Here is a 12,094-nt window from a genome sequence, read left to right as displayed (position 1 = left end):
TCCCGCCGAGCTCTCCCTGCTTCTCGCCGAGCTCGCTCTGCTTCTCGCCGATCTCCCTCACGCCCTTGAAGGTGTCGTCGAAGGTCTTCAGCGTCGCCGCATCCCGGATGAGGAACTCCTGGCCATCATCGCGGCGCAGGTAGAGCAGCGGCAGCTTCCCGTTGTTCGCCAGGGCGCGGGCCACCTTCAGATCCTGCATCGAGCCGGACATCGACGCGTTATCCGAGGAGTGAAGGAAGACGTAGGAGAACCTGCTGTCGTCGTCCTCATGGGGTGCTCGCGGAGGATTCAGCGCGGCGGGGGGCTTCCCGGCAACCGGAGGCACGGGCACGGGCACGGGCACCGGAGCCTTCGGCGCGGGCGAGGCGGGCGCCTGGGCGAGCAGGGGCGCCGAGGGCGGAGGCGTGGGGGCCGCGGCCTCCCGGGCCACCACCTGGAAGGGGACGAGTGCCACCAGCGCGAGGCCTCCCAGGGCCCAGCGCGCCCAGCGGTGGGGGTGCTTCGATTCGCTACCAGCGTGTTCCAGCATGGCGATCCTCCGTTTGAGGGCTGCGAGATGAGACGAGGCACCGGGCATCGCCGCGGCAGCCGGAGCGCGGGCGACACCGAAGAGGAGCAGCAGTCGCCCGTACTCGCGGGGCGCGGCACCGGTGGCCTGGAGCGCGACGGCATCACAGGCCTCCTCGCGGGCGAGCGCGTACTCCCGGCAGGCCCGCCGCACGAGCGGGTGGAAGAAGAGCACGGCCCGCGCGAGCGCCGGCACCCAGCCGAGCCACAGGTCCCCACGCCGCACATGGGCGAGCTCGTGCGCGAGGGCCATGCGCTGCTCCTGCGGCGAGAGCGTCTCCAGCGCCCGGCGGGGAAGGATGACCTCGGGGTGCAGCAGGCCGAGCGCGAGCGGGCTCGGCGCATGCTCGGAGACGAGCAGCGGGGGGATGCGCACGAGGCCCAGCTCGCGCCCGAGCGTGGACGCGGCCTGGAGGAGCGAGGCGTCCTCGAGTGGCCGTGCCTCACGCCGGATGTGGCGCAGCTGCACGAGGCCCCGGAGCAGCTCCCGCCCGTGCCAGGCCAGACCGCCGAGCCACGCGAGCAGCGCGCCCATCACCAGCAACGCCCAGCCCGTGCGCGCGCCGGTGGGCTCTGGCGTGGAGAGCGGGGCGCGGGCTTCTTCACCCCCCACCCGCGGGAGCAGACGCTCGCCGGCGGGAGTCGCGGCCCCCTGCTCCACGACGACCACGCGGGCCTCGGGGGCGGGCAGCAGCGGCAGGCGCAGCACGCCCGGCGCGAACAGGCTCACCAGGCACTTGAGGCCCACGAGCCACCACAGCGCCGCCCGAGCGGACGAGGGCAGCCTCGGCAGCACGCGCGTGAGCGCCCACACCCCCAGGGCCCACAGCGCTCCCTGCCACGTCACCTGCCACAGCGCTCGCAGGAGGCCGAGCCCCTGCTCCACCACCGCGTGCATGTCCAGGGCGCTCATTCCTCTCCCTCCTTCTTCGACTTGAGCCGGGCGACGGCCTCCTCCAGCTGGCGCAGCTCGTCGTCGCTGACCTGCTCGGCCTGGGACAGCCACGTCGCGAAGGGCGACAGCGAGCCCGCCAGGGACTTCTTCACGAAGTCCCCCACCACGCCCCGCAACAGCTCCGCCAGCGGCACGCTCGAGCTGTACTGGTAGACGCCCTCCACCTTGCGCCGCGTGAGGTGCCCCTTGCTGCGCAGCCGCTCCATCACCGTGAGGACGGTGGAGCGCGCCAGCCCCTGCGGCTCGCCGAAGCGCTCCGCCACCTCGCCCACCGTGACGGGGCCGTGCTCCGCCACCCAGCGCAGCACCACCAGCTCCTGGTCTCCCACCGGCTTCTTCATGCAGCCCACCCGCGTGACTACAAGTGTCGTCACGAAGCAAGGTAAGCGCTGACTACGGTTGTAGTCAAGTCGGTGGCGGGACGACGCGTTCCGTCAGGGACGGCTTTGCGGCTACGCTCCGGGGAATATGAAGACGCTTCGCACCACGCTGCTCGTCGTCGGCGGGGGCCTCGCCCTCGTCTCTCCGCTCACCGCGCTGGCCAAGGACGCCAAGGCTCCCGCGCCGGTGGCGCTCGTGTCCTTCACCGAGCCCGAGTCCATCAAGCGCCTCGAGCGCAGCAAGCACAAGGTGGACTTCTTCCACCTGGCCAACCAGTTCGAGAGCCAGGGCAACAAGGCCTTCTGCGGCCCCACCTCCTCGGTCATCGTGCTCAACGCCCTGCGCGTGAACAACAACGCCATCTCCAAGCCGCAGGATCCGCGCCTCGTGCTGGACGAGGACAAGGCGCTGCTGCCGGCGGGTTTTGATCCGCTCTTCCACCGCTACACGCAGAACAACTTCTTCGACGAGGCCTCCTCGAAGGTGAAGAGCCGCGAGCAGGTGTTCGGCAAGCCCGCCGACGAGGGCGGGAAGACCGACGCCGGCATCCAGCTCCGCCAGCTCCAGGGAATGCTGGAGGCCAAGGGGCTCGACGTGCGGCTGCGCGTCGCGGACGAGAAGCTCGCCGACGCCACCATCAAGGCCGAGCTGAAGGAGAACCTGAAGACGGCCAACGACTACGTCATCATCAACTACACCCGGCCCGCGCTGGGGCAGAAGGGCGGCGGCCACATCTCGCCGCTCGCCGCCTATGACCAGGTGTCGGACTCCTTCCTCATCCTGGACGTCAACCCCAACGGCCAGTCGTGGGTGTGGGTGAAGGCGGACGCGCTCCTCCAGGCCATGCGCACGCCCGACACCGTGGAGAATCGCGGCTACCTCCTGGTGAAGGAGGGCACCCCCGCCGCCCAGGCCCAGGACCTGAAGTAGTCCCCGCGCCGAGGCGCGAGCGCGCTCAGGTGCGCTCGCGCTCGAGCACCAGGGGCATCCAGGTCTCGTTGAGCCGCAGGCGGGGCACGGTGACGCTGCCATCGGCCGCGGCGGTGACGGTGCCGCGGGCCGTGCCGAAGCGCCAGCGGATGCGCTCGCCCGGCAGGCACCGGAAGCGCTGCACGCGCCGGGGCGTCACGTCCACCGTGGGCGAGTCGGTGATGCCGGGGCCGCGCACCGCGCGCAGCGGCAGGACGAAGCGCCCGTGCGTGTCCACCACCGTGCTGGCGTCCCAGCGCAGCGAGCGGTTGAGCATGCCGGCCACGTCGCCATCCCAGCCGGTGTCCCCGGGCACCTTCGGGTCTCCCGCGTACCCGGAGTCATCGCGCCAGGGCCGGTACCCATTGCCCCCGCTGCCCGGGTAGCCATCCCACGAGGAGCGGCTGAAGGCGGGGAAGGCGAGGTCGCGCTTCAGGAAGGTGTGCTTGTCCGTCCGAGGGTTCCAGCCCCGGTCCCACCAGCGCGGGCCCAGCCATGGATCGGCCTCGATGTGCCCGCCCTCGTCCCAGACGGCGACGTGGCCGATGTGCTGCTGCTGCAGCGTCTCGTAGAAGGAGGCGCCGGTGAGGGTGCTGGGCCCCACCACGGAGCCGAAGTGGATGGTGGGGTCGTCCTTGCCGTGCTCCACGAAGAGGAACTGCGAGCGGGCCTCGGGGTCGTCCCGCAGCGCCCGCGTCATGTCCAGGCGGCTCCAGACGCCCAGGCCGTCCGCGTCCGGCACCTCCTCCTCGGGCATGCCCCACAGGCTGGAGAGCTGCGCCAGCCGCCAGGGCCGGTGCGTGCGCGCCACCGTCTGCGCGTGCGTGGCGTGGACGCCCGCGAAGTGCCGCGCGTACAGCGTGCCGACCGCCAGCGCGCCCGCGCCGCCCATGGAGTCTCCCTCGATGAAGACGCGCTCGGGGTCCGCGCCCGGGTAGGTGCGCAGCACCCACTCCAGCAGCGCCAGCACCCGGCGCACGGTGTACGGCGGCACCGCTCCCTCCAGCGCGGAGGCCCGGGGCAGGCGCTCGGAGTAGCCCCACCAGTACGTGAGGTCCGGATCGCTCGGCTCGATGATGAACTGGCTCGTGGCCTGCTGGGGCTTGGGCGGCCAGTTGCCCACGCCGTGCAGGCGCACCGTCACCGGCATGCTGTACGCGGCCGAGGCGGCGCTCGGCACCGTCACCACCGCGGGGAAGGTGCGTCCGGCGTACCCGGGGCTGTCCAGCCACGTGTCGGTGACCTGCTCCAGCGTCAGGCGCACGCCGCTGGGCTGCGACTCCTCCCGGAGGACGCGCGGCTCGGGCGGGCGGACGGTGTCGTGGACCTCGAGCGTCATCCGCGCCTGCGCCGTGGTGTGGCTGTCGGTGGCGGTGAAGATGACGTCGCGGCGCGTCCCGCCCTGGATGAAGTCAGGCCGGAAGGTGAGCATGCGAGCGGGCTCGTTCCAGCGCGCTCCCGGGGGCAGCCCGTCCGCGAAGATGCGAGTGGGCCCCTGGGCGCCCTCGACGCGCACCGTGACGCGCAGCACCTCCTCCTCGTTGACGGCCTGGAAGGCGGGCACGTGCAGCTCGAGCGTCCGCGTGCCGGAGGGCAGCAGGGGATCCATCTCGGACTGGGCCGAAGCGGGCCGTGGCGAGTCCATCAGCAACAAGGTGAGCAGCACCGGGACCACCCCCCAGTGCCGCGGATTGCAAGCCTGGAACATCCACCCCCAACGCATCGTGCAACACCCTCATGAGCGGCTTCCGAGGGGACCGTGTCCCCCGGGCCGCGGTACGAGGCCCTGGACGTATCGCTTCAGCAAACGGCGTGCCCTTTTGTTCCCGACGCGCGCTCCCTCCCTTCACGGGTGGTTGGGGTGCATCCGATGCCGCCACCCCGTGCGTCGCGAGGTGAGGTCTCGGTTCTCGAAGAACTTCACCAGCACGAGCCCCGCGACGAAGCCGCCCACGTGGGCCCACACCGCCACGCCGCTGCCGCCCTCGGCGTCGAGCTGGTTGAGCTGGGGCAGCCCGGTGAGGACCTGGAGGCCGAACCAGTACAGCAGCACCAGCCAGGCAGGCAGGGGGATGATGCGGAAGATGATGATGAAGATGAAGAGCATGTTCACCCGCACGCGCGGGTAGAGCAGGAGGTAGGCCCCCATCACCCCGGAGATGGCGCCCGAGGCGCCCACCATGGGGATGGGCGAGGCCGGGTCCACCATCACCTGCGCGGCCGCGGCCGCCAGTCCGCACACGACGTAGAAGACGAGGAAGCGCAGCCGCCCCATGCTGTCCTCGACGTTGTTGCCGAACACCCAGAAGAAGAGGCAGTTGCCCAGCAGGTGACTCCAGCTCCCGTGGAGGAACATGGAGGTGAGGGGCGTGAGGCGGTTGATGGGTGCGTTGTCGACCACACACGACAGGCCCCCTCCGATCGGCACCCCCAGGCCCACCGGCGCCAGCCGGGTGAGCTCTCCTGGGACGAGCCCCAGCTCGCACACGCTGCGGATGAGCGCCAGGGAGTTGAGTCCGGCGCCCTGCACGAAGAACCAGGTGGCTCCGATGGCACCGAGCAGCAGGTAGGTGACGATCGGCGTGCGGAGTGTGGGGTTGTCGTCGCTGAGGGGAATCATCGAGGGCCTCCATGATGTGCACGCTGTGGGCGCGGGGCAGGGGGCGCGCGAAGCGTGTACGGCGGCGGACGTCCTGCCCCGGGGTCGCTTCCTCACGGAGGGCGTCGACCCTAGCTGTGTGGGCATGGACGACCTCATCTCGCCTCGCCTCATCCCGTTGCCTGGTGGTCTGCGCATGCAAGCCCTGGAGGCTGGCCCCGTGGACGGGCCGCTCGTACTGCTGTTGCATGGTTTCCCCGAGTCCTCCGAGAGCTGGCGCGACGTGCTCCCCGGGCTGGCCGAGGCCGGCTTCCGCGCCATCGCGCCGGACCTGCGGGGCTACGGCGGCACGGACAGGCCCGAGGACGGCTACGACCTCGATACACTGGCCAACGATGTCGTCGAGCTGGCCCACTACCTCCAGCCGGGGCGGCCCGTGCATCTCGTGGGGCACGACTGGGGCGGGCTCATCGCCTACCACGTGGCGGCCATGCACCCGGAGGTGGTGGACCGGCTGGCCGTCGTCAACGCCCCGCATCCGGCGGTGATGGCGCGCGGCATCTGGAACCCCGCGCAGCTCGTGAGCTCCTGGTACATCTTCTTCTTCCAGCTGCCGTTCCTGCCCGAGCGCCTCATCTCCGCGCGCGGCGGTGCCCTGGTGCCACGACTCATGCGCCGGGCGATGGTGGACCCGTCGCGCGTGCCACCGGGACGGCTGGCGGAGTACGAGGCCAACTTCTCCACGCTCGAGGGGGCGCGCACGGCCCTCGCGTACTACCGCCAGGCCTTCCGCCGCACGGTGAGCCTGCGCGGAATGCGCGAGACGCGGAACTACCCGCGCATCCGCGCGCCCTTCCTGCTCATCTGGGGCGAGCAGGACGCCGCCCTGCGCAAGAACCTCACCCAGGGGCTGGAGCGGTACTTCGAGCAGCGGCCCACCGTGCACTACCTGCCGGAAGAGGGCCACTTCGTGCCGCTGGAGGCGCCGGAGAAGGTGGCGGCGCTCCTGCTCGAGCACTTCACCGCGGAGCGTCCCGAGGCGGAGGACTGGAGCGAGTCCCCGGGCACGGCGAGGGAAGGGTACGAGGAGAGTCCCCCGCCTCCGGCGTGACGGCCAGCGCGGGCGAGCCGCTCACTCCTTCAGCTGGAGCTTGCGCACCAGCTCCTCGTACTTCTCCGGGGGCAGGTTCGCCTGCTCCAGCGCCTTCCGGAGCTGCTCGCTCTTCTTGTACACGGACGAGTAGCCACACTCGGGGAAGAACTCGGGCAGGGCCGAGTAGGCGAGGTTGCGCGGGTAGTCCCGGCACATCCCCGGCCGGCTCTCATAGGAGTCGCACTGCTTCGTCACCGGGTCGTAGTGCGTGCAGCGGAAGATGAAGAGCTTGTGCCGGCGGTCCTCGCCCGCGTACTCGAAGCCATTGACGACCCGGTGCCACGTCAGCGTGAGCCAGCGCAGCGAGCGCAGGAAGAACACCGGCCGGCTCACGGGGATGGTGGGCGCCTCGCAGCAGCGGCCACAGCCATTGCAGGCCCCCGTCAGTCGGTAGCGAGGCTCGCCCTGGGCGCGCAGCACCAGGCGCGTCACCCCGAGGTCGAAGGTGTAGCGGAGCAGCGCGAGCCGTTTGATGAACCGCCGGAGGGGCCCGTCCTTCATGGTGGGCAGTGTACCAGAGCGGCCCCCCGCGGCTCGTCCATACCACTTGAGTGGTACAGCCACGGGCAGGCGGCCTGGCGCATCTTCCCTTCCGTCAGCGAGCCCGGTGGCGGCGCTCCCTCGAAGCGAGGGGTCTCACCTCACCGGCGCGTGCTGCGTACTCACACGTTCTCGTAACGGGGGAAACACCATGAAGATCCTGAATGTCCTGAAGGCCGCCACGCTGTCCGCTCTCGCCCTGGGTGCCTCGCAGGCGCTCGCCTACGACGGCTCCCTGAGCATCTCGGGCAAGAGCGGCTTCGTCATCCAGACGGGGAGCATGGCCAACGCGACGGGCTACGGCATCCACTTCTCTCCCGCCGCCTACTCGGACGGCATGGGCGGGTATGACGCCGAGTGCAACATCATGGAGGCGAGCGGCAACATCTTCGTCTACTGCTTCGACGGCTACCAGGACGCCAACAACCACCACAACCAGTTCTTCATGCCCCTGGGCAGCAAGGCCAACGTCACGGGCGTGGTCTTCACCGTCTACCCCAACGAGGTGCGCGCGGTGGCGACGGTGCTCACCGTCAACCCGTACACCACCGAGCGCAAGCCCTACACCGTGACGGGCACCTTCCCCCTCCGCCAGAGCTCCGGCTACTGGCGCAGCAGCACCGTCTACTACCAGGCCAACTCGGTGCTCGCGAACTCCGGCCGCATGGGCGGCGGGTACAGCATCACCTCGGCCTATACGTTCTGAGGTGACTGGCGACTTGGCGCGAGCGCGGGGCCGTGCTTCAAATCTCCCGCCGCATCTTCAACTCTCGGGGGAGAACCCAACATGAAGCCGTCGAAGCGTTCGCCGTGGTCGCTGTCCCTGGTGCTGCTCGCCGTCTCCACGCTCGCCGCCGGGTGCGCGTCCGCCCGGCGCGATGCCTACATCCAGGACAAGGCCATGCAGCACGTGTACCGCAAGCCCATCGCCGAGGTGTGGCCGCAGGTCCGGTCCATGTTGCAGGAGAAGGAGCTGCCGCTGCGCGAGGCCCCCGGTGCGTATGAGATCAGCACCGACTGGCACATGGTGGGGGCGCCCTCGTCGCTGGGCACCGCCTACGTGCGCTACCTGGTGCGCGGCAAGCAGCCGACCCCGGCCATGTGCTCGGTGGAGATCTTCAAGCAGAACCGCACCGAGGCCGGCCAGGGTCCGGTGGACGCGCAGACCGGTCAGCGCCGGGACCTCGGCACGGACACCACCAACATGACGCGCGACCTGGAGATGGAGTGGGAGCTGCTGCAGCGCGTGGACCCCGAGGGGGCCAAGGCGCTGCGCGAGGAGGCCGAGAAGTCCTTCAAGTAGCGCGGGCCGCCCCGGCGCTCAGTCGCGGAGGGGCAGCTCCACGGTGAGCCCGTCGAATGCCACCTCGACGGGCCCCTTGAACTCCTCGCGGGCCTGCGTGAGCAGCCGCGAGGGGTCGGTGTCGTGACGGCTGGACAGGTGCGTGAGGATGAGCCGCCTGGCACCCGCCTCGCGCGCCACCTGCGCCGCCTCGCGAGCGGTGGAGTGCCGCGTCTCCTGCGCGCGCTCCTGCTCGTCATCGGAGAAGGTGGACTCGTGGATGAGCAGGTCCGCGTCCTTCGACGCGCGCACCAGTGACTGGCACGGGCGGGTGTCGCCGGAGATGACCAGCCGCCGTCCGGGCCGCGGGTCTCCCACCACCTCCTCGGGATGGATGGTGCGGCCATCCGGCAGCGTCACCGGCTCGCCCCGCTGGAGCTGGCCGAAGACGGGCCCGGACGGAATCCCCATGGCCTTGGCCTTCTCCAGGTTGAACTTGCCCGGGCGCTCGTCCTCCTGCAGCACGTAGCCCAGCGCGTTGATGCGGTGGTCCACCCCCACCGCGTGCACCGTGTAGCCGCGCCGCTCCACCTTGTCGCCATCGCGCAGCTCGTGGAACTCCACGGGGAAGGAGAGCGACTCCACGCCCAGGTGCACCGCCTGGTGCAGCAGCCGCCGCGCCGGAGGCGGGCCGTAGAGCTGCACGGGCGTGCCCCGGCCCATCATCCCCAGCGTGCGCAGGAAGCCGATGATTCCCAGGTAGTGGTCGGCGTGGAAGTGGGTGAAGAAGACGGCGTCGACGGTGAAGCCGGTGCCAAAGCGCACCATCTGCCGCTGGCTGCCCTCGCCGCAGTCGAAGAGGAGCAGGTCGGCGTCCGCCTTCACCGCCAACCCGGACAGGTTGCGGTGCAGCGTCGGCTGGGCGGCCGAGGTGCCGAGGAAGGTGAGCCTGAGAATGGACATACCGGCGCTGCCCACGATGGAAGTCCCTCCCGCGCAGCGTCCGTGCGCTGGCGACATGCTCCATGTACCACGAGGTTGACGCGGGGGCGCTTCCCCCTCTGACGCCGGGTGGGCTAAGAGGCGCCGCCCCGACAATGAGCGACTCCCTCACCTTCTCCCCGACGAGCGACCCGCGCCGCGTGCGCGCGGCCGATGGCTCCCTCCACTCCGTGCCCGCCGGCTGGGCCCTGCTGCCCCCCGGGGACGCGGGCCTCACGCGCCGGGTGAAGGCCGCCGGCCCGAGCTGGACGGTGGTGGAGAAGAAGGGGCGCAAGCTCTTCTCGCGCGGCGTGTGGGCGCCCGAGGCCCACATCCTCGCCGCCCAGGCCGAGCTGGAGGCCGAGCGCGCCACCCCCGCCTACGCCAGGCGTCGCGAGGCCGACGTCCGCCGCCGCGAGCGCGAGCAGGCCGAGTACGAGGTGGACTTCGCCAACGCCGTGCTGCGCTTCCTCGCCTTCGCCCCCACCTTCACCGCCCACGGCAAGCTGCTGGCCGTGGCGGTGGCGGCCCACGCCACCCCCGTGGGCAGCGGCACCGTGGCCCGCACCGAGCGCATCCCCATCGAGCGCCGCGCCGAGGCCGCCGTCATCGCCTGGATGCGGCACCAGACCACCGCCTACGACAACCTCAAAATCGCCCGGGTGAAGGGCGCCCGCCGCGAGGTGCGCCGCGAGCTGGCCGAGGTGTCCCGCGCGGTGTTGGATCTCCACCGCCGCGACGTGCCCCACGCGCCCGCCGCGTGCCCCCTGTGCACCGCCCTGGCGCGGCTCGGCGCCCCGTAGCCGGACTTATCCGTCCAGAAGCCGCGCTTACGTGTTGAGTAAGCGACGCTTGTGGATTCCTGACCCGGGATTCAGTAACCCCCCTGGCGGTTTGTGACCGGCGGGTTAGTAATGGCCGCGTCATGGCCCGCCCCGCAGACCCCCACGCTCGCGCCGCGCTCATCTCCGCCGCCCGGGCGGAGTTCGTGAAGAAGGGCATCCGCGGGGCGCGCATCGAGGACATCACCGCCGCGTGCGGCCTCTCCAAGGGCGCCTTCTACCTGCACTCCTCCTCCAAGGAGGCCCTCTTCGGGGAAGTGGTGGGGGAGTTCCTGGCGGCCATGGATGGAGTCATCCTCCAGCGGCTGGAGCGCACGGAGCGCTTCTTCGCCGAGGAAGGCCCGCTGGAGGCGAGCGACGTGGCCGAGCGCTCCGCGCGCTACGAGCGTCTGGTGTCGATGAACACCGAGGACGACCTGCGGACGCTGGAGCTGATGTGGGCCTACCGCGACGTCATGCACGTCCTCATGCGCGGCAGCCAGGGCACGGACTTCGAGTCGGTGATGTGGGGCATGGTGGACCGCGAGGTGGCGCGGGTGTCGCAGGAGTTCCAGCGGGCGCAGGCCAACAACGCCTGTCGCTCGGACGTGCCGCCCGCGGTGATCGGCTCGCTCATCGTGGGCACGTACCTGTTGCTGGCGCAGCAGATGGGGCAGATGGAGCACAAGCCGGACCTGTCGGCCTGGGCCAGCTCGCTGCACCGCCTCATCCGCGAGGGCAGCCTGCCGCCGGGCTTCGCCGTCTCGCCCGCGGCCGTGCTCGCGCCCGCGCCCACTCCGAAGAAGAAGACTTCCTCGCGTCGGCCCCCGGCCCGCGCGCTCTCTCGTACCCGCAGCACCCCGAGGTCAGGACCGTGAAACTCTCCAGGACGCCCTTCGTCGCCGGGCTCGCCGCCGTGGGCGTGGCCGCCGCGGCGCTTCCCCTCTCCGGCTGCAAGGCGGACGCCGCTCCGCCCGCCGCCGCCAAGGCCGCCACCGCGCAGGAGCTGCCCACGGTGACGCTCGCCACGCCCCGTGCGGTGCAGGCCGCGCCGCGCGAGGAGGTGACGGGCACGCTCTTCCCCGCCCAGGCCCTGCAGGTGGGCTTCGAGGTGGGAGGCCGCCTGGAGAAGGTGCGCGTGAAGAAGGGCCAGACGGTGCAGGAGGGCCAGGTGCTCGCGCAGCTCAACACGGAGATCTCCGACGCGCAGCTCGCCCAGGCGCAGGCCGCGGTGGCCGCCGCCGAGGTGAGCGCCGCCATGGCCACCGACGTGGCCGGGCGCAACGCGAAGCTCCAGCAGCAGGGCAACGTGAGCGACCTGCAGAACCTCACCTCCAGCACCCAGGCGAAGCAGGCCGAGGCGCAGCTCCTCGCCGCCAAGGCGCAGCTCGCCCAGGCGCAGGCGGGCCGCCGCAAGCACGACCTGAAGGCGCCCTTCACCGGCACCGTCATCGACGCGCCCGAGCAGGTGGGCGCCATCGTGGGCCCGGGCGTGCCCCTCTTCGGGGTGGAGAACCTGGACACGCTGCTGCTCAAGACGACGGTGGCCGAGTCCGTGCGAGCCCGCCTCAAGCCGGGCACCAAGGTGCGCGTGGAGGTCATCGGGGGTGGCGCCTCCACGGACGAGGCCGTCATCCGCACCGTCATCCCCTCGGCGGACGCGGCCACGCGCCGCATCCCGGTGGACATCCTGGTGCCCAACAAGGATGGCCGCTTCGTGGCCAACACCCTGGCGCGCGTCCTGCTCCCCATGGGCGAGTCGCAGGAGGCCCAGTCCCTCCCCGCCACCGCGCTGTCCTCCTCGGGTGGGGACCACGTCCTCGTGGTGGGCTCCGCTGGCGAGGTG

Annotated in this window: 13 protein-coding genes; 7 read left to right on the top strand and 6 right to left on the bottom strand. The window is 71.2% G+C overall.

The genetic code is table 11. The features are described from left to right. Both VF697_RS05345 and VF697_RS05340 read right to left on the bottom strand, forming a co-directional pair. Window positions 1-1,480, bottom strand: a 1,480-nt coding sequence (locus tag VF697_RS05345; RefSeq protein WP_331092400.1) for a M56 family metallopeptidase, incomplete at its 3' end; no start/stop codon positions are given. Beyond that, window positions 1,477-1,863 carry a BlaI/MecI/CopY family transcriptional regulator gene (locus tag VF697_RS05340; protein ID WP_331092399.1) on the bottom strand — a complete coding sequence of 129 codons (387 nt, stop codon included), beginning with the start codon at window positions 1,861-1,863 and terminating at the stop codon, window positions 1,477-1,479. The genes VF697_RS05345 and VF697_RS05340, both read right to left, overlap by 4 nt. Before the next feature lie 127 nt (window positions 1,864-1,990). Here VF697_RS05340 and VF697_RS05335 point away from each other — a divergent pair, with 127 nt between their 5' ends. Beyond that, the gene (locus VF697_RS05335; protein ID WP_331092398.1) at window positions 1,991-2,833 is read left to right on the top strand and encodes a phytochelatin synthase family protein; all 843 of its coding nucleotides are present in this window, start codon (window positions 1,991-1,993) and stop codon (window positions 2,831-2,833) included. Between the two features lie 25 nt (window positions 2,834-2,858). Here VF697_RS05335 and VF697_RS05330 read toward each other — a convergent pair whose 3' ends face one another. Next, window positions 2,859-4,538 carry a hypothetical protein gene (locus VF697_RS05330; protein WP_331092397.1) on the bottom strand — a complete coding sequence of 560 codons (1,680 nt, stop codon included), beginning with the start codon at window positions 4,536-4,538 and terminating at the stop codon, window positions 2,859-2,861. Window positions 4,539-4,718: 180 nt separating this feature from the next. Next, a complete protein-coding gene (locus VF697_RS05325; RefSeq protein WP_331092396.1) occupies window positions 4,719-5,492 on the bottom strand; it encodes a rhomboid family intramembrane serine protease in 774 nt (257 codons plus the stop codon). Between the two features lie 175 nt (window positions 5,493-5,667). Between VF697_RS05325 and VF697_RS05320 the strand changes: the two genes are divergently transcribed. Continuing rightward, window positions 5,668-6,582 (top strand): alpha/beta fold hydrolase, encoded by a 915-nt coding sequence (locus VF697_RS05320; protein ID WP_331092395.1) that lies wholly within the window; start codon window positions 5,668-5,670, stop codon window positions 6,580-6,582. A gap of 21 nt (window positions 6,583-6,603) precedes the next feature. Here VF697_RS05320 and VF697_RS05315 read toward each other — a convergent pair whose 3' ends face one another. Continuing rightward, the gene (locus VF697_RS05315; RefSeq protein WP_331092394.1) at window positions 6,604-7,125 is read right to left on the bottom strand and encodes a YkgJ family cysteine cluster protein; all 522 of its coding nucleotides are present in this window, start codon (window positions 7,123-7,125) and stop codon (window positions 6,604-6,606) included. A 190-nt stretch (window positions 7,126-7,315) separates the two neighbouring features. Between VF697_RS05315 and VF697_RS05310 the strand changes: the two genes are divergently transcribed. Continuing rightward, entirely contained in the window at window positions 7,316-7,870 is a 555-nt protein-coding gene (locus VF697_RS05310) for a hypothetical protein (RefSeq protein ID WP_331092393.1), read from the top strand. Between the two features lie 81 nt (window positions 7,871-7,951). After that, window positions 7,952-8,467, top strand: a complete 516-nt coding sequence (locus tag VF697_RS05305) for a hypothetical protein (RefSeq protein WP_331092392.1) — start codon at window positions 7,952-7,954, stop codon at window positions 8,465-8,467. 18 nt (window positions 8,468-8,485) lie between these two features. Here VF697_RS05305 and rnz read toward each other — a convergent pair whose 3' ends face one another. Continuing rightward, window positions 8,486-9,409 (bottom strand): ribonuclease Z, encoded by a 924-nt coding sequence (gene rnz / locus VF697_RS05300; RefSeq protein WP_331092391.1) that lies wholly within the window; start codon window positions 9,407-9,409, stop codon window positions 8,486-8,488. 134 nt (window positions 9,410-9,543) lie between these two features. Here rnz and VF697_RS05295 point away from each other — a divergent pair, with 134 nt between their 5' ends. From VF697_RS05295 to VF697_RS05285, 3 genes are all read left to right on the top strand, one after another. Then, complete coding sequence (locus VF697_RS05295; protein ID WP_331092390.1) at window positions 9,544-10,230, top strand: DUF2293 domain-containing protein; 687 nt, start codon at window positions 9,544-9,546, stop codon at window positions 10,228-10,230. A gap of 122 nt (window positions 10,231-10,352) precedes the next feature. Further along, window positions 10,353-11,126, top strand: coding sequence for a helix-turn-helix domain-containing protein (locus tag VF697_RS05290; protein WP_331092389.1), 774 nt, complete (start codon window positions 10,353-10,355; stop codon window positions 11,124-11,126). Continuing rightward, window positions 11,123-12,094 (top strand): efflux RND transporter periplasmic adaptor subunit (locus VF697_RS05285; protein WP_331092388.1); only part of this gene is annotated, 972 nt, incomplete at its 3' end. The genes VF697_RS05290 and VF697_RS05285, both read left to right, overlap by 4 nt.

Origin of the sequence: Archangium sp. (genome assembly GCF_036388035.1) — a bacterium.
Lineage (GTDB): Bacteria > Myxococcota > Myxococcia > Myxococcales > Myxococcaceae > Archangium.
Note: the sequence above shows the minus strand (reverse complement) of the source record. Positions and strands in the feature narration are given on the sequence as shown.

Coding starts and splice junctions, on each gene's coding strand:
- VF697_RS05340 (WP_331092399.1), bottom strand. CDS start 1,863: ATGAAGAAGCCGGTGGGAGACCAGGAGCTGGTGGTGCTGCGCTGGGTG.
- VF697_RS05335 (WP_331092398.1), top strand. CDS start 1,991: ATGAAGACGCTTCGCACCACGCTGCTCGTCGTCGGCGGGGGCCTCGCC.
- VF697_RS05325 (WP_331092396.1), bottom strand. CDS start 5,492: ATGATTCCCCTCAGCGACGACAACCCCACACTCCGCACGCCGATCGTC.
- VF697_RS05320 (WP_331092395.1), top strand. CDS start 5,668: ATGCAAGCCCTGGAGGCTGGCCCCGTGGACGGGCCGCTCGTACTGCTG.
- VF697_RS05315 (WP_331092394.1), bottom strand. CDS start 7,125: ATGAAGGACGGGCCCCTCCGGCGGTTCATCAAACGGCTCGCGCTGCTC.
- VF697_RS05310 (WP_331092393.1), top strand. CDS start 7,316: ATGAAGATCCTGAATGTCCTGAAGGCCGCCACGCTGTCCGCTCTCGCC.
- VF697_RS05305 (WP_331092392.1), top strand. CDS start 7,952: ATGAAGCCGTCGAAGCGTTCGCCGTGGTCGCTGTCCCTGGTGCTGCTC.
- rnz (WP_331092391.1), bottom strand. CDS start 9,409: ATGTCCATTCTCAGGCTCACCTTCCTCGGCACCTCGGCCGCCCAGCCG.
- VF697_RS05295 (WP_331092390.1), top strand. CDS start 9,544: ATGAGCGACTCCCTCACCTTCTCCCCGACGAGCGACCCGCGCCGCGTG.
- VF697_RS05290 (WP_331092389.1), top strand. CDS start 10,353: ATGGCCCGCCCCGCAGACCCCCACGCTCGCGCCGCGCTCATCTCCGCC.